This is a genomic window from Mesorhizobium sp. CCNWLY176 (assembly GCF_037153935.1).
Classification (GTDB): Bacteria; Pseudomonadota; Alphaproteobacteria; order Rhizobiales; family Rhizobiaceae; genus Mesorhizobium_M; species Mesorhizobium_M zhangyense.
In genome coordinates this window covers 19,361-36,548 of sequence record NZ_JBBBDZ010000005.1, presented here as the reverse complement: position 1 = coordinate 36,548, position 17,188 = coordinate 19,361, and the positions used below count along the sequence as shown (strand labels likewise).

The following is a 17,188-nucleotide window of genomic DNA, read 5'->3' as shown; positions in this document are numbered from 1 at the left end:
AAATCCTACGAGAGCAGGATCGGCGCGATGGTGGTCAGAATGAACTGCCGCAGGAAAAAGATGAGCAGAAGGACGATGATCGGCGAGATATCGATGCCGCCGAGGTCCGGCAGGATGCGGCGTATGGGCGCCAGCACCGGCTCGGTAGCCTTGAACAGAAAGCTTCCGATCGCCCCGACGAACTGGTTGCGGGAATTGACCACGTTGAACGCATAGAGCCATGAGAAGATGGCCGAACCGATGAGGATCCACCAGTAGATGTCCAGCGCCAGGACCAGGGTCTGAATGAGGGCGAGCATGCCGTTCTCCATTGAAGTTCCGACATGTAACGACTGCACGCCGGTGCGGCAAGGCCCGGCGCTCTACGTCGCAGCCCGGCTATCCGCCCGCCGATGTGCTTGCTTGACATGGCGGGCTGCGAAACCATAAATATCGCCAGCCGTTGGACGGGGCTGTAGCTCAGCTGGGAGAGCGCGTCGTTCGCAATGACGAGGTCAGGAGTTCGATCCTCCTCAGCTCCACCAACGGGCAAATACTAAGGAGATGTAAATTCGTCCCCACGCGTTGCCCCTACATCTTCCAATATCCTCTAAACTGCCGCCACCGGTGTTTGCGTGGCCTTCAGTCGGAGCACCTGATCCACGTGGGCATCAAGAGCTCGGAGCCGTCGCAGACGAACCGGTTGCTGGCCGGTCCACGGCTCGGTTAGATGCTCGATAGCGGGACCATAAGGCCCATTGTAGACCACCTCCACCTGCTCCTGCTCGTATCGCAGCCAGAGGGCAATCAGCCAGTCAGCCCGCTCGTCCGAATGCGTGAAGACGAAGCTGTCGCCTCGTCCTGTCGCTTTGATTTGGACGGTACGGCCATCCTTAGTTCGCGCATCCACCCCCTTTAAACCACGCCTCTCGACGATGGCCAGATCGAATAACTCTGCTGCAATCGCTTCTCCAAGGTCGCCGACCAAGTTCCCATCGAGCGTGAACCGCAGCCCAGTTTGTCCGTAGCGCCTTCTCAAATCGTTGCGGGCGTGGATCAAGGGTCGCACTTCGACCGGCAAGCTATAGATCGACATGTCTCCTCCAAAGAGATGATTTGACCACCGTCCTGCAAGAACTCTTGCGTACCATGCGCGAGTAAGGCGCTCCCCTTGACGAGGAGCGCCGACGATAAGCCTGCGACGTTCGCCTACTGGTTCGGCACGCCCTTTTCCCAGCCATCCCAATCTTCGATGATCGAATGGGCGACCTTGGCGCCGACACGATAGGCATTGGCCGTGGCAGGACCGAAGCCGCCGGACTTGGCTGACAATGATTGTGCGGCGGTCTGGTTGGGCGCTTCGCGGTCGAAATTGGAAGCGGTTCGTAGCAGGGCTATGCGATCGAAGTTCAAAAGCCCGGCATCGGCGGCACGGCGCAAGGCGGTGAGCGAGGCATTGTCCTCCATCTGCGTCGTGCAATAGTTTGCCTTGCCATCCGTCATCATGGTGGACCACGCGCCCATTCCTTCGGCTATCTTCGAACCGTGCCAATAGGTGTCGATCGACACAGTGTCGCAAATGCTGACAGCCGGAGCCGCGTTGCCGGGCGCTGATGGGTAGGACGCCCTGTAGGCTTTCGCATCGTCGTTGTCGGCCAACTCAACGTCCTTGCTCAGTGCGAAAGCTTTCTGCAGCAATGCCTCATCGAGCTGATAGACCTCGGTGCCGGCGGCCCATTTCGGCTTTTCGCCCGGCTTGCTCGCGCCCAGCGCGACGATGCCGCTCGGCCAATCCGCCGCGATCTGGCGCGGGTCGATGTCGTGGCGAAGCCCGCCGTCGATGGCGTAGCGTGCCCAGTGGGCCGAGCCCAGCGTGCCTTCTTCCGGGTCGACGCCAGCGATGCCGGCGATCAGGATATAGGTCTGCTTGAGATCGAAAAGGTTGCTATAGACCAGCGCCGACACCGAGCTGGCGGCGTTGGCGTAGCCCATGGCCGTGGTCATCACGCAAAGGCCTTTCTCGTCGCAGGCCACCTCGGGATACTCCTTGGACAACCCCGGGACCGCTATTTTCCGGTCGAGCTTCTCGCCTTCCAGCCAGGGCTTCGTTTCGCCGCCGAACATGGTGATGACCAGAACCTTTGGCGTCATCGTCTCCGCCTGGGCCTGCGGCGTCGCGCTTAAAAGCGCGGCAACGGCAGCGAGCGATGAGGCGGCGGGTAACATTTTCAGCATTATGCGAGATTCCTTGGTGCGATGGAGAAGCGCTGCGTTCAGCACGGCAACCATGGGAGAAATTATTTTTCCGGGCAAGAAAACACTGAGCCGCGCTCCGATTGTCTGTGGATTGCCGGGTCAATTAAAGAGCGATGCAGAAGGCCGGGAAAAGGCCCTGGCCGCTAGAATCACAATCGAAAATCGCGCTCGCTAAAATTCAGCCGTTCGGACTGGTCGCGGTTCGAGGGAGTTAGATCACTCCAAGCTCCCTCGACACGGGTCGGACTTTATGAAGGCAACCAGGCGCTCCAGTTGCGGTCGGCCCGCTCGAATTCTGCCCGCAAAGCCCTGCGCATCGCGGCAACATCCGCGGCGGTCGCCTGAGCGGGCTGTCCGGCGACGGCAGGTGCCGCGCCAGGGCGAACCGGAGCCCCTGCCATCTGCCTCGCGGCCACCGGCAGTGCCGCAGCGCGAGGCCGGGCAGCGGCGCGCGCACGCGTCAGTGTTGTTGCGTCGATGGTCGCATTGCCCGCCCATATCTGCGCTGCCGTGCCGACTGCATAGAGAGCACCACCTAAACCGAGATCGCTTTGATAGACGCGGCCGGCGCGCTCCCAATGCATGGTGCCGGAGCGGGTCAGGTGGGCGGCAAGGCTGCGGGCCATCGACACACCGGCATCGCTCCAGTTCTGGAGATGTGGCCGATCGCCGGCCGGGCCGCGATAGGCGCCGACCTCATTGCTGGTCCCGACCGTACGCAAAGCATCCCAGAATTTCAGCTCCTGTTCGGCCGACACGCGGTGCATCTGGCCGAGCCAGTGGCCTTCGTTTTCCACCACGGTGCCATCGCTGCGCAGCCAGCGCAGGCCGGCAAAACCGATGTCGGCGGCCATGCCGAAATTATGATTGCTTTCGCCCGGACCCGCATTTGTCACACCGCGGCCGCTGGTGAACAGTTCATACTGCTCCTGGAAGCTGCGACGACCGCCTTGCGGGCAGACGCCGATCGCGATGCCGTGGACGGCGTGCATGCGGTTGATCAGCCTGTTGACCTTCACGCGAAACGCCGGTGCGAAAGTGTAGGTCGCGGCATTCGTTATCTTGGCGTCCCGCTGCTGGGCACTCGCTTCCAGATAGACGGTCCTGCCCGACGGCAGCACCCTCAAGCCCTGGAATGCCTGAGGCACCGCGTCCGCCAGACGCCGCCACGCCGCATCATTGGGCTGGATCACGCCTCTGACTGCCGCTGCCGGCGTCTGCGGCTCGACATTCTGGTCGATCTTGAACTGCCGGATCGCAGCAATGGTGCCGGCCCCGCAGGCGCCATCATAGGAGGTCAGGTATGGCCCTCTCCCGGCCGGCTGCTGGACCTTCATCAGCATGACCTGAATGAGTGCTACATCAGAACCGGTATTCGTGCCGCCGTCGCCGACGGACCCAGCAATTGCCTGCATTTTGAACCTCCTCGATCGGTCGAATTATTCGTGACAGGTGAAATCCAGCGTGGCGTCGGCAGAAGCCGTTGGAGCTTCCTGGGCCACCAATTCCGCTTTGAGTGCGATGGGCGTGCAGCCGGTATCGGCCAGCCAGAAGCCCACATAGGTGTCCTTGTTGCCCGCCGCCGTGGGTGGAACATCGACGGCGCTGTCCAGCAAGGCACCGCCTGATGGCGACGTTTCCGTCTGCCCTTCGCTCGCGAGCTCGACGGCGAGAAGCCTTACCTTGGCGCCAGCCGGCAGGGGCGGCTCGGCGGTGATGTGAACCGTGACGAATGTCGACGTGGAAGCGTTCTCCCCCATCACGACATTGCCGAGTTCGGGACCGTCCGGCCCCAGGACATTCTCGGACAATTGCCCCGTCGTGCTGCCGAAGAGCCGGGCCTCGATCGTCAGGCGCGGGGCTGCATCGTCGGCCCATGCCGCGGTTCCGACGAGAAGAGATGCCGCAAGGCCGGCGAAACAGCCCAACGAAAATTTCAGCATGAAAATTGTCTCCGAATCCTCGCCACGAAACGATAGTTTCCCTGGGCCGGAAAGGCCGGCAGGCATGCCCGTCCCGACATCAGCCGATGTCGGCCTGGCTCAGCCAAGCTGCCAGCGATCTCGCGTGCTTCTGAAGATTGATCGACATGTTCTGCCTCCTCCGGAACAAGATAGGTCTTGTTCTGCCAATGGCTGTGTCACCAGGCGGGGGCAGTCCTGGAGTCCTACAAAGCGCATACCAAAAACCGTCCGGCCCGACAATCGCACAAATTGCAACACAACATATCCATAGCCGGCGGTTGTATCGGAAACAGACGTTAACCGCCCCGGATCACATCCCCATGACAGTCAGCAGGACGCGCAGCGGGCCCTGGGAAAGCGCAGAAAAACGCCATTTGCAGGCCGTCATGGCGTGAATTTCAGCACACCCTAGAATTACAACCAGAAATCAAGTTATGATGACCTCGGTGCTTCTGAGTCCTATTGCACTCATCGAGGCACCGGGAGGACTGAGGCATGGCCGTAGTGCTTGTACTCGTTCTTGTTGTCGTAGGTTCGGTGGTGTTTCACCTCGTGAGCCCATGGTGGTGGACGCCCATCGCTTCAAACTGGAACTATATCGACAACACCATCATCATCACCTTCTGGATCACCGGCGTGGTCTTTGCCGCCGTCGTCCTGTTCATGGCCTATTGCGTCTGGCGCTTCCGCCACAAGGAAGGGCAGAAGGCGCATTACGAGCCCGAGAACAAGCGGCTCGAATGGTGGCTCACCGTCATCACCGGCTTCGGCGTCGCCGCAATGCTGGTGCCCGGCCTGTTCGTCTGGCACCGCTTCGTCACCGTTCCGGCAGACGCGACCGAGGTGGAAGTGCTCGGCCAGCAATGGCAATGGAGTTTCCGGCTGCCCGGCAAGGACGGCAAGCTCGGCCTCGCCGAGACGAGCCTTGTTACGTCCGATAATCCACTTGGGCTGAAGACCGACGATCCCAACGGCCAGGACGACGTGATCGTGCAGGCCGCCGACCTGCATCTGCCGATCGGCAAGCCGGTGAAGATGCTTTTGCGCTCGATCGACGTGCTGCACGATTTCTACGTGCCGGAGTTCCGCGCCAAGATGGACATGATCCCCGGCTCGGTCACCTATTTCTGGTTCACGCCGACCCGCACCGGAAGCTTCGAAGTGCTCTGCGCCGAGCTTTGCGGCCAGGGGCATCCCTTCATGCGCGGCGTCGTCATGGTCGACACCGAGGAAGATTATACGGCATGGCTCGGCCAGCAGCAGACGTTCGCGCAGCTGACGCCGCCGCAACAGACGAGTTCAGTGGAACCCGCCAGCCACTGATCGGGGAGGCTTCTAGGCGGATTGGGTGACGACGGCATTCGAACAACCGGATGCCGCCGAACAGGAACAAGGAGGTGTTCCTATGGTCGATGTCACGCCTGGCTCGGTCGGTCCAATACCGCCGGCCGAAGTCGCGGAGATGGAACTCTATCATCCGCACAGCTGGTGGACGAAATACGTCTTCTCGCAGGACGCCAAGGTCATTGCCATTCAGTATTCGTGCACGGCGCTGGCGATCGGCCTCGTCGCGCTCGTGCTGTCCTGGCTGATGCGGCTCCAGCTCGGCTTTCCCGGCACCTTCGACTTCATCACCCCCGAAGCCTACTACCAGTTCATCACCATGCACGGCATGATCATGGTGATCTATTTGCTCACCGCACTTTTTCTCGGCGGTTTCGGCAACTACCTGATCCCGCTGATGGTCGGCGCGCGCGACATGGTCTTCCCCTATGTCAACATGCTGAGCTACTGGATCTACCTGCTCGCCGTCCTGCTGCTGGTCGCGGGCTTCTTCGCCCCCGGCGGCCCGACCGGCGCCGGCTGGACGCTCTATCCGCCACAGGCCGTCATGGCCGGCACGCCCGGCGGCGAGGACTGGGGCATTATCGTGATGCTTTCCTCGCTCATCCTGTTCATCATCGGCTTCACCATGGGCGGCCTCAACTATGTCGTGACCGTCCTGCAGGGCCGCACGCGCGGCATGACGCTGATGCGCATGCCGCTGACCGTCTGGGGCATCTTCACCGCCACCGTGATGGCGCTGCTGGCCTTCCCGGCGCTATTCGTCGCTTGCGTCATGATGCTGCTCGACCGTGTTCTCGGCACCAGCTTCTTCATGCCGGCAATCGTCGAGATGGGCGAGCAGCTGCAGCACTCAGGCGGCAGCCCGATCCTGTTCCAGCATTTGTTCTGGTTCTTCGGCCACCCCGAAGTCTACATCGTCGCGCTACCGGCCTTCGGCATCGTCTCCGACCTGATCAGCACCCATGCCCGCAAGAACATTTTTGGCTACCGCATGATGGTCTGGGCCATCGTCGGCATCGGCGCGCTGAGCTTCGTGGTCTGGGCGCACCATATGTATGTCTCGGGCATGCACCCCTATTTCGGCTTCTTCTTCGCCACCACCACGCTGATCATCGCCATCCCCACGGCCATCAAGGTCTACAACTGGGTGCTGACGCTGTGGCGCGGCGATATCCACCTGACCATCCCGATGCTGTTTGCGCTGGGCTTCATCGTCACCTTCGTCAATGGCGGGCTGACCGGCCTGTTCCTGGGCAATGTCGTGGTCGACGTGCCTCTGTCGGACACCATGTTCGTGGTTGCCCATTTCCACATGGTCATGGGCGTGGCGCCAATCATGGTGATCTTCGGCGCGATCTATCACTGGTACCCGAAGGTCACCGGCCGCATGCTCAACCACGCCATGGGCATGTTCCATTTCTGGGTCACCTTCGTCGGCGCATACCTGATCTTCTTCCCCATGCACTATCTCGGCCTGATGGGCGTCCCGCGCCGCTACAACGAGCTGAGCGACATGGGGCTGATTGGCGAATCGGCGCACCAGCTGAATGCCTTCATCAGCATCATGGCCTTCATCGTCGGCTTCGCGCAGCTGGTGTTCCTGTTCAACCTGATCTGGAGTGTCCGCAACGGCAAGGAGGCCGGCGGCAACCCATGGCGGGCCACCACGCTCGAATGGCAGACGGCTCATACCCCGCCGACCCATGGCAATTTCGGCAAGGAACTGCCGGTGGTCTATCGCTGGGCCTATGATTACAGTGTGCCAGGGGCACCGCAGGACTTCATTCCGCAGAACGAGCCGGGTTCATTCGGCCCCTCAAGGGAGCCGGCATGAGCGTCATCCTGGTCTTCCTGGCCGTTATCGTCGGCATCTCCGGCTGGTGGCTGTCGCATCAGCGGCTGATGTCCAAGCCATGGCTTGAAGAGGGTTCGGTCAGCGCATTTCCCGGCACGGAATCCGGCTCGATGCCGGCGGCAAAGCTCGGCCTCGGCGTTTTCCTCGCTGTCGTCGGCGCATTGTTTTCGCTGTTCACCAGCGCCTATTTCATGCGCATGGGACTGTCCGACTGGCGGCCCATGCCGGTGCCGAAGCTGCTGTGGCTGAACACCGGCATGCTGGTGCTGAGCAGCGTGGCGCTGCAATGCGCGTTGATAGCCGCCCGCCGCAAGGACATAAGGATGGTTCGGCTAGGCCTCATCACGGGCGGCCTGACGGCATTTGCCTTCCTGATTGGCCAGTTTCAGGCGTGGCGCGATCTCGTCGCCGACGGCTACTATTTGTCGAGCAACCCGGCCAACAGTTTTTTCTACCTGATCACCGGCATGCATGGTTTGCATATCCTGGGTGGCCTGTTCGGATTGGGTCGCACGACCGCCAAGGCATGGAGCGACGCGCCGAACGACCGGCAGCGCCTGAGCCTGAGCGTCGAGCTGTGCGCCATGTACTGGCACTTCCTGCTGTTCGTCTGGCTCGCTATCTTCGTGCTTCTCGCGGGATGGGCCGCCAACTTCATCGACATTTGCCGCCAATTGCTGAGCTAGGGCCATGGCAGAAACAACAGTGACGCACATCGACACGACAAGGCAGCGGCCGGAAGGCTGGCAGGGCATCGCGGCCGACTGGGCTTCCGATCAGCGGGCGTTCAAGAACGTCTCCTGGGGGAAGGCCATGATGTGGATCTTCCTGCTCTCCGACACCTTCATCTTCGGCTGCTTCCTGCTCTCCTACATGACCGCGCGCATGTCCACGCGGGTGCCGTGGCCGAACCCGAGCGAAGTGTTCGCGCTGAACATCGGCGGCACCGAGGTTCCGCTGATCCTGATCGCGATCATGACTTTCGTGCTGATCTCATCCAGCGGCACCATGGCGATGGCGGTGAATTTCGGCTACCGCCACGACCGCCGCAAGACGGCGATCCTCATGCTCCTGACCGCAGCCCTTGGCGCTACCTTCGTCGGCATGCAGGCATTCGAATGGACCAAGCTGATCACCGAAGGCGTCCGTCCCTGGGGCAACCCGTGGGGGGCTGCGCAATTCGGCTCGACCTTCTTCATGATCACCGGCTTCCACGGCACCCACGTCACCATCGGCGTGATCTTCCTGATCATAACGGCGCGAAAGGTCTGGCGCGGCGACTACGACACCGCCCGAAAGGGCTTTTTCACCAGCCGCAAGGGCAACTACGAGAGCGTCGAGATCATGGGGCTCTACTGGCACTTCGTCGATCTGGTCTGGGTGTTCATCTTCGCATTTTTCTATCTCTGGTGAGGACGAGACATGGCTGAAGCAACCGCACACGGCCAAGGACAGCACGGGCTGCACGCCGTACACACGCATGACGCAACGGCAGTGCCGGCCGACGCGCATCAGGAACACCCGATCAAGCTCTATCTAGTGGTCTGGGCCTGGCTGTTCATCCTCAGCGCCTGCTCCTACATGGTCGATTATTTCGGCGTCCACGGCTATCTCAGATGGACGCTGATCCTGATCTTCATGATGCTGAAGGCCGGCCTCATCGTCGCCGTCTTCATGCACATGGCCTGGGAGCGCCTGGCTCTCGCCTACGCGATCATATTGCCGCCGGTGCTGGTGCTGGTGTTCACGCTGATGATGGTGTTCGAAGCCGACTACACGCTTTTCACCCGCTTGGTCTATTTCGGAAACAGCCCGTAGATCGTCGAGACGGCGGCCCCGCCATAGGCGAGGCCGCAAGCGCTTATCAGATCACCCGGCGAAGAAAGCAAAACGGATCACGAACAGTGCCGCGACGATCCAGGTTGCCGGGTGCACCTCGCCCGGGCGGCCGGACAGCGTCTTCAGCACGGCGTAGCTGATGAAGCCGAAGGCCAGACCGTTGGCGATCGAATAGGTAAAGGGCATCATCAGCGCGGTAAGGGCCGCCGGTGCTGCTTCCGTCACGTCTTCCCACTTGATCTCGACCAGCTCGCGCATCATCAGACAGGCGACGTAGAGAAGTGCGGGCGCCGTCGCATAGGCAGGCACCGAGCCGGCCAGCGGCGAGAAGAACAGCGCTGCCAGGAACAGCAGTGCAATAACCAGCGCCGTCAAGCCGGTGCGCCCGCCTGCCTGCACGCCGGAGGCGCTTTCGACATAGGCCGTGGTGCTCGACGTACCGAGCAGCGAGCCGGCGACGATGGCCGTGCTGTCGGCCAGAAGCGCCCGGCCAAGCCGGTTCGGCTTTCCCGGCTCGATCAGGCCGGCGCGCTTGGCAACGCCGATCAGCGTGCCAGTAGCGTCGAAGACTTCGACCAGCACGAAGACCAGGATGACATGTACCAGGCCGGTATGCAGCGCGCCCATGATGTCTAGTTGCAGGAAGGTCGGCAGCAGGCTGGGCGGCGCGGAAACCACGCCGTTGAACTGGCTGACGCCAAGCAGCATCGACAGCACGGTGACGACCAGAATGCCGATCAGGATCGCGCCGCGCACTTTCAGGGCGTCCAGCGCCGCGATGATGAAGAAGCCGAGAATGGCAAGCAGCGGCCCGGTCTTGGTGATGTCGCCAAGCGTCACGAAAGTCGCGTCGCTGGCCGCCACGATGCCGGAGTTCTTCAGCGCGATGATCGCCAGGAACAGGCCGATACCGGCAGCGATGGCGCTACGCATCGATTGCGGAATGCCGGCAATCAGCCAGCTTCGTATCCCGCTAACGGTCAGGAGCAGGAAGATGACGCCGGAGATGAACACCGCGCCCAGCGCCTGCTGCCAGGAAAAGCCCATGGCGCCGACGACGGTGAAGGCGAAGAAGGCGTTGAGCCCCATGCCCGGCGCCATGCCGATCGGCCATTTGGCGACAAACGCCATGACCAGCGTGCCAAGTGCTGCCGCAAGACAGGTCGCCACGAAAACGGCGTTGCGATCCATGCCCGTCGACGACAGGATCTCGGGATTGACGAAGATGATGTAGGACATCGTCAGGAACGTCGTGATGCCTGCGATCACTTCGGTCCGGACCGAAGTCCCGTTTTCCTTCAGGTTGAACAGTCTTTCCAGCACGCTTCCCTCCCAGGAATTTTGATCGGGCCAGCGAGAGTTTCAAAGGCGCAACAGGCGCCTTCTCGCTCCTCGACTTTCGCTGGTCCCTGTCGATCAGGCGCAAGGCACATGCCGTGCCTGCGCAAAACGACGGCACCTTCTGCCTGTTGGTTTGCCGGCACAAGGCCCGAATATCCCCGTCTGAAGCGAAGCTGTTTATGAAATTTGTTGAATGAAGACCTGGAAACCCGAGGGACAATTCGCGTGAAAGCGCAGGCAAAGGGAACTCATTGCGGGCTTGAGTCTTATTGACATGAATAAAGCCGGAAGCCCGCCATGTACAAGTTTTTCAACGTGCTGCTTACCTTTGCCGTACCGAACTGGATGCGAGATTGGCCTGCCGAGCCCGCCGATTTCTCGCCACTGAAAAGAGGCGCCAAGCGATGAGAATTCTTTTCCTGCTGCTCGCCGGCTACGCCGTTCATCGCATCATCGAGGAAAATCGGCCAACCGCACCCTTCCAGCGGCTTCGGCCACCAGGCCCTCCGCTGATGCCGGATTCAAGCTGGGGTTCCTAGTTTGAAACCGCTTCAGTTCGCTCTGTGTCTGGCGATCTGCGCGCTCGTCGGAACGGTCATCGGCATGATGATCGGCAAGCCGGAATCCGGTTTTGCCACTGGGTTGGCCGCAGGGGCGGCGATCGCCAGCGTCTTCATCATGCTCGATGACAAGACGACCTGACCTGCCAACAGGAATGCGCTTTTAGCTCAAGATAAAAAATACTGGGCCAGCCGTGAATATCGCGCATGCCGCTGGAAACTGGTCTATGGTGCGCTCCGCATAAAACGGCGCAAACACCATCTACGCGTGCGCCACTGGCCGAAATTCCTGATGACCTCGCAAGCAGATCCCGTCCCCTACCAACGTTACGCCGCCTTTCGCCACAGCGCCTTCCTGCGCTTCTGGGCGGCCCGTTTCCTCGCCACATTCGCCACCCAGATCATCTCCGTGGCGGTCGGCTGGCAGATCTATGACCTGACCCGCGATCCCTTCGATCTCGGCCTTGTCGGCGTCATCCAGTTTGCGCCATCCCTGCTTCTGGTGCTCGTCACCGGCGTCGTCGCCGACCGGTTCGGCCGCCGCCTGATCATGGGGCTTTCGGCCTTTCTGGAAGCGATATGCGCACTGGCCCTGCTGCTGCTCAGCTGGCACGGCCTTGTCAGCCCGGCGCCTGTATTCATGGTGCTTGCCGTGTTTGGCGTGGCCCGCGCCTTCTTCGGCCCCGCCTCCGCCTCGCTGGTCGCCAATCTCGTGCCGCAGGAGGATTTCGCCAACGCTGTAGCCTGGAACTCCTCGGCATGGCAGACGGCCACAATCGTCGGTCCGGTCGCCGGCGGCCTGCTCTACGGCCTGTCGGCCGAGGCCGCCTATGGCATAGCTGCCGTCTTCATGCTGGCCAGCGGCTTCCTGGTGCTCAGCATCCCCAAGCCGGCGCAAAGAACCGAAACAGACAGGCCGTCGCTCGAAACGCTCTTCGCCGGCTTCCGCTACATCTGGAGCGAAAAGGTCGTGCTCGGCGCGATCTCGCTCGATCTGTTCGCCGTGCTGCTTTCGGGCGCTGCGGCACTGCTGCCGGTCTATGCCCGCGACATTCTCGATCTCGGCCCCTGGGGCCTCGGCCTGCTGCGCGCAGCACCCGGCATCGGCGCGCTCAGCGTCGCCGTATGGCTCGCCGGCCATCCCATCCGCGACCACGCCGGCCTCCTGATGTTCATCTTTGTTGCGCTCTTCGGCGTCTTCACCGTCGTGTTCGGCCTGTCGACCATCACATGGCTGTCTATCGTGGCCTTGGCCATACTCGGCGCCACCGACATGATCAGCGTCTATGTCCGCGAAACGCTGATCCAGCTATGGACGCCCGACCATGTCCGCGGACGCGTCAACGCCGTCAACATGGTCTTCGTCGGCGCCTCCAACGAACTCGGCGAGTTCCGCGCCGGCACGATGGCCGCGCTCATCGGCACGGTGCCGGCAGTGGTGTTCGGCGGCGTCGGCGCAGTCGCGGTTGCCGGCATATGGGCGTTTCTGTTTCCAGAACTGCGCAAGATCCGCCATCTCGGTGGGAGGCATTGACGCGATCGATTAGCCCTGCACAGGCTTGCCGAAGATCGTCTGCAAAAATTCCATCAGCCATCGCTTGAGGTGCATGTCCCAGATCATCCGGCCACCGAGATGGTCGCGGCCGGGCTGGGCGCCGGGAAGCTCGAAACGATGCGCGCCGCGCACCACCCAGCGATGCATCATCACCCGGGTCAGTTCGGCATGAAACTGGATGCCCCAGGCGTTCTCGCCATAGCGGAAGGCCTGGTTTGGATAGGTCTCAGAGGTGGCAAGCAGAGTGGCGCCTGACGGCAGCGAAAAGCCCTCGCGATGGAACTGATAGACCATTTCCGGCCAGTGCATCAGGCTCTTGCCGGCTTCCGTTGCCTTCAGCGGATACCAGCCGATCTCGACCAGCCCCTCGCCGTGACCCTCGACCTTGCCGCCGAGGTGATTGACCAGCATCTGCGCGCCAAGGCAGATGCCGAGGAAGGGACGATTTTCCTTTAGCGGAACGGACAGCCAGTCGGTCTCGCGCCTGACGAAATCGTCCTCATCATTGGCGCTCATCGGCCCGCCGAAAACCACAGTGCCTGCGTGACCATCCAGCGTCTCAGGCAAGGCATCACCCAGCGGCGGCCGCCTTATGTCGAGGTCGAAACCGTTTTCCAGAAGAACATGACCGACACGTCCAGCGCTGGAACTTTCCTGATGCAGGACGACGAGTATCTGAGGCCGTTGGCGTGGCGGCATGAATCCGATCAAAACCCTCTATTCATCCGAAGAACCGCCTTTCGCATCCGGCATGCTGCGTGCAACCGCCTGCCGCATGGCGATGCGGTCGCGCCGATCGACTCCGATCAGTTCGGCGACACGCCAGAGCGTGTTGTCTTCCAGTTCATGAAGCTCACCGTCGGCATAGACGATCTCCCACATCAGCCGGATGAAATCGATCCGTGCCGGCTCATCGAGATGCCGCTTCAACACGCTGGTGAAGGCATAGAGGTCGACCGCTTCGTTGTCGGCCTTTTCGCCGGCCGCCACGAGCGCGGCAAGCTCACTGCCAGTCACGCCATAGGCTTCGGAAAGAAGTTGCTTGAGCCGCTCCCATTCCACGTCCTGGCGAACGCCGTCGGCATCCATGGCGTGATAGAGAAGGGCTGCCGCAGCCACGCGCGGATCGTCCTCGCGTGCAGCAGCGGCACCGGGCATACCGCCCGGCAGATCCTTCAGAAACGACAATACGCGCTCGAACATGCTGCTGTCCTTGGCCATGGGAGAAAGCTATCCTTCCTCCGCCGCGAATGTCCACTCACGGCAGGGACAACTTTCCGTAAAACTTGTTGGCACAGCCGGTTTTGACTGCGCTGATCAAGTGTATCGCGATTCAAGCCGTCACGGCGTGAACCGCGTCACACTCAGAACAAACGGAAACGACGCTGGGTTTGTTCCGCGGTCTCGTCCGGCTCGACACCGGGATCGTCCGGCAGGCGCGGCAGTTGCTCTTCGTCAAGCTCCTGCACGCCGTCGACATCAGGCGCAACTATGGCTGCGGAAGACTTGCCCAAATCGGCGCTCTTCTCGTCATGCACCCCAGCCAGTTTGGCCTTTCTCTCAGCCTTCGGCTTCGCCTCCACCGGAATACTGCCGTCAGGGGCATCCGCAGCGCTAGCCACCGGTTCCGGCACCAGATCGACGACATCTTCCACGTCGGAAACCGGCATTTCGGGTGCCGCGATCGACGGCCTCGCACCGACCGGCTCGTCCTGCTCGATCATCTGGCCGAGCCGTTCCATCGGCACGCGCCATTCGAAGGCGTCAAGCCTGCCAGTGACCGGCGAGGCCGGCGCCCAATGCTCCGAGACAAAACCGTCTGCTACCCAGGCAGGATCGCGCGGCGCGCGCACGGCCTTCGACAGAAGCTGACGCACCTTGCCCTGGTCGCCTGTCTCGGCTTCCTCGATATCGGCAAGCACTAGATAGGCGCCCTCGCGCGGCTGCATGCGGATCGCGGCCTCGGCTTCCTCACGCGCCAGCCGGTATTCACCGGCATCAAGTGCAGCACGCGCCACGGCGAGTGATGATTCGGGATGATTCTGCTTCAGCGATTGCAGTTTCTTCGCCCGCGCCAGCCGGTCGAGCACGGCGTCGCCCGGACGGGCATGAACGTAAAGCTCGGCGATTTCCGGATGCGGCTCGGCCTTCCAGGCGGTTTCGAGCAGCTTCGAACCCTTGCGGATATCGTCTTGCCGGAACAGCACCTTGGCGGCAACAAGCGCTGCCGGCGCGAAATCAGGTCGCAGGCGGTTGGCCTCGATTGCCGCAGCCTTGGCACCGGCCAGGTCCGTGTCGAGGATCGACATCGCCTTGGCCGTCAGCAGAACGGAGCGACGGCGATTGGCATCAGCCGGCTCGACCCGCCGTGTCGACTTCTGCGCATCGACAAGCTTCAGGGCATCGTCCCAGTCGCCGCGCTCGACCTTCTCCTCGATGGTCGAATCCGCCGCCCAGGTAAGCTGCGGCGCAATGTCGGCAGCCCGCCCGGCATAGTGCCGCGCCACCGCCTTGTCGCCGAGGCGCTCGGCCTCGAGATAGAGGCCGCGCAGGCCAAGCAGCCGCATCTCGGGATCGTCGAGCATTGCCTCGAACTTACCGCGCGCTGCCTCGTGATCGCCTTCCAGCAGCGAGGTCTGCGCATCCAGCAGATGGATCAGCGGCTCCTGGTCGGAGCGGATCAGCTTGGCTGCCTGCTTGTTCATCTTGCGCGCCAGCGCGCCGTCGCCGGCGCCCGCGGCAATCATGCCCGTCGACAGCGCCTGATAACCGCGATCCCGCTGGCGCACCCGGAAATAGCGCGCGATCGTATAGGGGCTGTTCCAGATCGATTTGGTCAGCCACCACAGGATCATCACCGCCGCGACGATCGCCGTCACCGCGACAGCCGCCACCATCAGGCTCACGCCGTACTGGTAGCCGTTGAAGGTGACGATCATGTCGCCGGGGCGATCGGCTAGCCAGGCAAAGCCCAACCCCAGCGCGAAAACGACGACGAGGAAAAAGAGGATACGGATCATCGGTCTGTTCCTGTCCTCACGCTTTCATCGCGCTGGCAACCGCCTGATCGACCAGTTTCTGTGCTTCTACCCGCGCACGCAGCTTTTCGGCAAAGGCGCTGCCAGCCGTCTTGGCGGCTTCCGGCAAAGTGTCATATTCGGCAAGCGCCTTGTCCAGCTCGCCTGACTTCAGCGCGAATTCCATGCGCGCCACCGTTTCCGGCACGCCCGTGCCCTCGACCGGGCCGACCGGCCGCACCGAGACCAGCGATTCGGCACTTGCCATGAGGCGCGAGGCAAAGCTTGCCTGCTCATCGATGGGCTTGGCCACCGCAAGCATCGCCTTCACGGCGGCTTCGGTTTCGCCGGTGATTTCGGTGCTCGACGGCACGCCCTTTTCGGCAAACGGACGCAGGCCGGCGATCTCGGGTGCATCAGGCGAGATAGCGGCGAACGTCTCGAGCTCGGCCTGGAACGGCGCGCCACGGTCCAGCGCCGCCTTCAGTGCGGTCGCGGCAATCGCCAGCGCCACCTTCGGCTGTCCCGCCTGCGCCTCGACCTTTCCGGAAAGGTCCGTCACCTTCTGTTCGACCGCGGACAGCCGGCCATCGCTGGCCGTCACCGCATCGCTGGCGGTCTTGGCCAGCGTCTCGACGCCGGCGACGCGCTCGCCGATGGCCGTCAGGTCGCTTGCCGCCGCCTGACTGCTGCCCTGCTCGCGCAGCGATGCGATCGACGCCTCGAGTTCCTTGATCCGGCCGTCCAGCGCCTGAACGGCACTATCGTCCCCGCCAGCCGCGGGTGCGGCCTGCTGCAGATTGGCAAGATCGGTCTTGGCCTGATTGACCGACTGGGTCAGCGCATCGACGCGGCCGGTCAGTTCGACATCCGGCCCGCCGGCATTGTCCTTCAGCGAGGCGATTTCCTGGCGAACCTGCGTTATCTCGGATTGGAGCGAGCCCACCGCAGCACTATCGGAGGCGGGCGATGGTAAAAGGCCGGCATATTGCAGCGCCCCCGCGCCCGCCAGCGCGATCAACCCGCCGACGATGCCAGCGGCCAGCGGCGGAAACCCGCTGCGGCGCTGTTCCGGCTGGGTATAGACCGGCTTTTCCGGCTGTGCGGGTTGTGAGGTCTCTTCCTTCATGTCGCTAGTGCCAGCCTCGGCCGGCTTCGGCTCCTGTGCCGAAAAATCATAGTCGAACCCCTCGCGCGCCGGCTTGGCCTCGGCCTGATCCTGCTCGGGTCCCAATGCGGAGCTGGCCGGAGCCTCGGCAGGCGTGTCGACCAGGGTGAAATTCTGCCCGTCGGGCTGAGTGGCTTCCGGCGTGTCGGCTTGTGCCTCGACCGCCGATTCGGCTGCCTGAGCCTCCGCCTCCTTGATGCGCGAAACGGCGCCCGGCTCCAGCTCGATCGTCATCGGTTCCCGATGCGTCTTCGAATGCCGGGTCTTCGGCGTCTTGACCATGAGAGAACTCCGCAATGATTGTCGT

The 17,188-nt window shown here is 62.3% G+C and carries 19 protein-coding genes and 1 tRNA gene; 10 read left to right on the top strand and 10 right to left on the bottom strand.

The annotated features are described in order from the left end of the window. Positions 1 to 5: 5 nt before the first annotated feature. On the bottom strand, positions 6 to 299 hold the full coding sequence (locus tag WBQ96_RS09930) for a YggT family protein (protein WP_165118100.1): 294 nt from the start codon (positions 297 to 299) through the stop codon (positions 6 to 8). A 149-nt stretch (positions 300 to 448) separates the two neighbouring features. Here WBQ96_RS09930 and WBQ96_RS09925 point away from each other — a divergent pair. Next, positions 449 to 524, top strand: a tRNA-Ala gene (locus WBQ96_RS09925). Between the two features lie 65 nt (positions 525 to 589). On the opposite strand, the gene WBQ96_RS09920 is transcribed toward WBQ96_RS09925, so the two are convergent. After that, on the bottom strand, positions 590 to 1,075 hold the full coding sequence (locus WBQ96_RS09920) for a DUF6998 domain-containing protein (protein ID WP_336550223.1): 486 nt from the start codon (positions 1,073 to 1,075) through the stop codon (positions 590 to 592). 113 nt (positions 1,076 to 1,188) lie between these two features. Then, positions 1,189 to 2,217, bottom strand: coding sequence for a purine-nucleoside phosphorylase (locus tag WBQ96_RS09915; protein WP_442920820.1), 1,029 nt, complete (start codon positions 2,215 to 2,217; stop codon positions 1,189 to 1,191). Here WBQ96_RS09915 and WBQ96_RS09910 point away from each other — a divergent pair. Next, positions 2,108 to 2,410, top strand: a complete 303-nt coding sequence (locus WBQ96_RS09910; RefSeq protein WP_337035894.1) for a hypothetical protein — start codon at positions 2,108 to 2,110, stop codon at positions 2,408 to 2,410. The two genes, WBQ96_RS09915 and WBQ96_RS09910, sit on opposite strands and share 110 nt — an antisense overlap. A 73-nt stretch (positions 2,411 to 2,483) precedes the next feature. Here the strand turns inward: WBQ96_RS09910 and WBQ96_RS09905 are convergent, their stop codons facing one another. Then, complete coding sequence (locus WBQ96_RS09905; RefSeq protein ID WP_336550225.1) at positions 2,484 to 3,650, bottom strand: hypothetical protein; 1,167 nt, start codon at positions 3,648 to 3,650, stop codon at positions 2,484 to 2,486. A 24-nt stretch (positions 3,651 to 3,674) separates the two neighbouring features. Continuing rightward, positions 3,675 to 4,178: a hypothetical protein gene (locus WBQ96_RS09900; RefSeq protein WP_336550227.1), complete on the bottom strand. Its 504-nt coding sequence runs from the start codon at positions 4,176 to 4,178 to the stop codon at positions 3,675 to 3,677. Between the two features lie 516 nt (positions 4,179 to 4,694). Here WBQ96_RS09900 and coxB point away from each other — a divergent pair. The 5 genes from coxB to WBQ96_RS09875 all read left to right on the top strand — a co-directional run bounded on the left by coxB (position 4,695) and on the right by WBQ96_RS09875 (position 9,219). Continuing rightward, positions 4,695 to 5,522 (top strand): cytochrome c oxidase subunit II, encoded by an 828-nt coding sequence (coxB, locus tag WBQ96_RS09895; RefSeq protein WP_336550229.1) that lies wholly within the window; start codon positions 4,695 to 4,697, stop codon positions 5,520 to 5,522. 82 nt (positions 5,523 to 5,604) lie between these two features. Further along, positions 5,605 to 7,380: a cytochrome c oxidase subunit I gene (gene ctaD, locus WBQ96_RS09890; protein WP_336550231.1), complete on the top strand. Its 1,776-nt coding sequence runs from the start codon at positions 5,605 to 5,607 to the stop codon at positions 7,378 to 7,380. Beyond that, positions 7,377 to 8,087: a cytochrome c oxidase subunit 3 gene (locus WBQ96_RS09885; RefSeq protein ID WP_165118090.1), complete on the top strand. Its 711-nt coding sequence runs from the start codon at positions 7,377 to 7,379 to the stop codon at positions 8,085 to 8,087. The genes ctaD and WBQ96_RS09885 overlap by 4 nt, the downstream gene beginning before the upstream one ends. Before the next feature lie 4 nt (positions 8,088 to 8,091). After that, positions 8,092 to 8,814 carry a heme-copper oxidase subunit III family protein gene (locus WBQ96_RS09880; protein WP_336550235.1) on the top strand — a complete coding sequence of 241 codons (723 nt, stop codon included), beginning with the start codon at positions 8,092 to 8,094 and terminating at the stop codon, positions 8,812 to 8,814. Positions 8,815 to 8,823: 9 nt separating this feature from the next. Beyond that, a complete protein-coding gene (locus tag WBQ96_RS09875; RefSeq protein WP_336550237.1) occupies positions 8,824 to 9,219 on the top strand; it encodes a cytochrome C oxidase subunit IV family protein in 396 nt (131 codons plus the stop codon). A 51-nt stretch (positions 9,220 to 9,270) separates the two neighbouring features. Here the strand turns inward: WBQ96_RS09875 and WBQ96_RS09870 are convergent, their stop codons facing one another. Beyond that, positions 9,271 to 10,563 (bottom strand): NCS2 family permease, encoded by a 1,293-nt coding sequence (locus tag WBQ96_RS09870; RefSeq protein WP_165118084.1) that lies wholly within the window; start codon positions 10,561 to 10,563, stop codon positions 9,271 to 9,273. 422 nt (positions 10,564 to 10,985) lie between these two features. Here WBQ96_RS09870 and WBQ96_RS09865 point away from each other — a divergent pair, with 422 nt between their 5' ends. From WBQ96_RS09865 to WBQ96_RS09855, 3 genes are all read left to right on the top strand, one after another. Beyond that, positions 10,986 to 11,120, top strand: a complete 135-nt coding sequence (locus tag WBQ96_RS09865) for a hypothetical protein (protein WP_281353975.1) — start codon at positions 10,986 to 10,988, stop codon at positions 11,118 to 11,120. Position 11,121: 1 nt separating this feature from the next. Next, positions 11,122 to 11,283: a hypothetical protein gene (locus WBQ96_RS09860; RefSeq protein WP_165118082.1), complete on the top strand. Its 162-nt coding sequence runs from the start codon at positions 11,122 to 11,124 to the stop codon at positions 11,281 to 11,283. Positions 11,284 to 11,433: 150 nt separating this feature from the next. Beyond that, positions 11,434 to 12,675: an MFS transporter gene (locus WBQ96_RS09855; RefSeq protein WP_165118080.1), complete on the top strand. Its 1,242-nt coding sequence runs from the start codon at positions 11,434 to 11,436 to the stop codon at positions 12,673 to 12,675. A gap of 9 nt (positions 12,676 to 12,684) precedes the next feature. Here the strand turns inward: WBQ96_RS09855 and WBQ96_RS09850 are convergent, their stop codons facing one another. The 4 genes from WBQ96_RS09850 to WBQ96_RS09835 form a co-directional block, all read right to left on the bottom strand. Beyond that, positions 12,685 to 13,395 (bottom strand): glutamine amidotransferase, encoded by a 711-nt coding sequence (locus WBQ96_RS09850; protein WP_165118078.1) that lies wholly within the window; start codon positions 13,393 to 13,395, stop codon positions 12,685 to 12,687. A gap of 18 nt (positions 13,396 to 13,413) precedes the next feature. Then, a complete protein-coding gene (locus WBQ96_RS09845) occupies positions 13,414 to 13,899 on the bottom strand; it encodes a tellurite resistance TerB family protein (RefSeq protein WP_336550308.1) in 486 nt (161 codons plus the stop codon). A 161-nt stretch (positions 13,900 to 14,060) separates the two neighbouring features. Next, positions 14,061 to 15,716 (bottom strand): heme biosynthesis protein HemY, encoded by a 1,656-nt coding sequence (locus WBQ96_RS09840; protein ID WP_336550246.1) that lies wholly within the window; start codon positions 15,714 to 15,716, stop codon positions 14,061 to 14,063. Positions 15,717 to 15,732: 16 nt separating this feature from the next. Next, positions 15,733 to 17,163, bottom strand: coding sequence for a COG4223 family protein (locus tag WBQ96_RS09835; RefSeq protein ID WP_336550247.1), 1,431 nt, complete (start codon positions 17,161 to 17,163; stop codon positions 15,733 to 15,735). Positions 17,164 to 17,188 lie beyond the last annotated feature (25 nt).

What these genes read in the sequence shown, in the direction of transcription:
- WBQ96_RS09930 (WP_165118100.1), bottom strand. Translation starts at nt 299, where the DNA reads ATGCTCGCCCTCATTCAGACCCTGGTCCTGGCGCTGGACATCTACTGG.
- WBQ96_RS09920 (WP_336550223.1), bottom strand. Translation starts at nt 1,075, where the DNA reads ATGTCGATCTATAGCTTGCCGGTCGAAGTGCGACCCTTGATCCACGCC.
- WBQ96_RS09910 (WP_337035894.1), top strand. Translation starts at nt 2,108, where the DNA reads ATGACCAGAACCTTTGGCGTCATCGTCTCCGCCTGGGCCTGCGGCGTC.
- WBQ96_RS09905 (WP_336550225.1), bottom strand. Translation starts at nt 3,650, where the DNA reads ATGCAGGCAATTGCTGGGTCCGTCGGCGACGGCGGCACGAATACCGGT.
- WBQ96_RS09900 (WP_336550227.1), bottom strand. Translation starts at nt 4,178, where the DNA reads ATGCTGAAATTTTCGTTGGGCTGTTTCGCCGGCCTTGCGGCATCTCTT.
- coxB (WP_336550229.1), top strand. Translation starts at nt 4,695, where the DNA reads ATGGCCGTAGTGCTTGTACTCGTTCTTGTTGTCGTAGGTTCGGTGGTG.
- ctaD (WP_336550231.1), top strand. Translation starts at nt 5,605, where the DNA reads ATGGTCGATGTCACGCCTGGCTCGGTCGGTCCAATACCGCCGGCCGAA.
- WBQ96_RS09885 (WP_165118090.1), top strand. Translation starts at nt 7,377, where the DNA reads ATGAGCGTCATCCTGGTCTTCCTGGCCGTTATCGTCGGCATCTCCGGC.
- WBQ96_RS09880 (WP_336550235.1), top strand. Translation starts at nt 8,092, where the DNA reads ATGGCAGAAACAACAGTGACGCACATCGACACGACAAGGCAGCGGCCG.
- WBQ96_RS09875 (WP_336550237.1), top strand. Translation starts at nt 8,824, where the DNA reads ATGGCTGAAGCAACCGCACACGGCCAAGGACAGCACGGGCTGCACGCC.
- WBQ96_RS09865 (WP_281353975.1), top strand. Translation starts at nt 10,986, where the DNA reads ATGAGAATTCTTTTCCTGCTGCTCGCCGGCTACGCCGTTCATCGCATC.
- WBQ96_RS09855 (WP_165118080.1), top strand. Translation starts at nt 11,434, where the DNA reads ATGACCTCGCAAGCAGATCCCGTCCCCTACCAACGTTACGCCGCCTTT.
- WBQ96_RS09850 (WP_165118078.1), bottom strand. Translation starts at nt 13,395, where the DNA reads ATGCCGCCACGCCAACGGCCTCAGATACTCGTCGTCCTGCATCAGGAA.
- WBQ96_RS09845 (WP_336550308.1), bottom strand. Translation starts at nt 13,899, where the DNA reads ATGTTCGAGCGCGTATTGTCGTTTCTGAAGGATCTGCCGGGCGGTATG.
- WBQ96_RS09840 (WP_336550246.1), bottom strand. Translation starts at nt 15,716, where the DNA reads ATGATCCGTATCCTCTTTTTCCTCGTCGTCGTTTTCGCGCTGGGGTTG.
- WBQ96_RS09835 (WP_336550247.1), bottom strand. Translation starts at nt 17,163, where the DNA reads ATGGTCAAGACGCCGAAGACCCGGCATTCGAAGACGCATCGGGAACCG.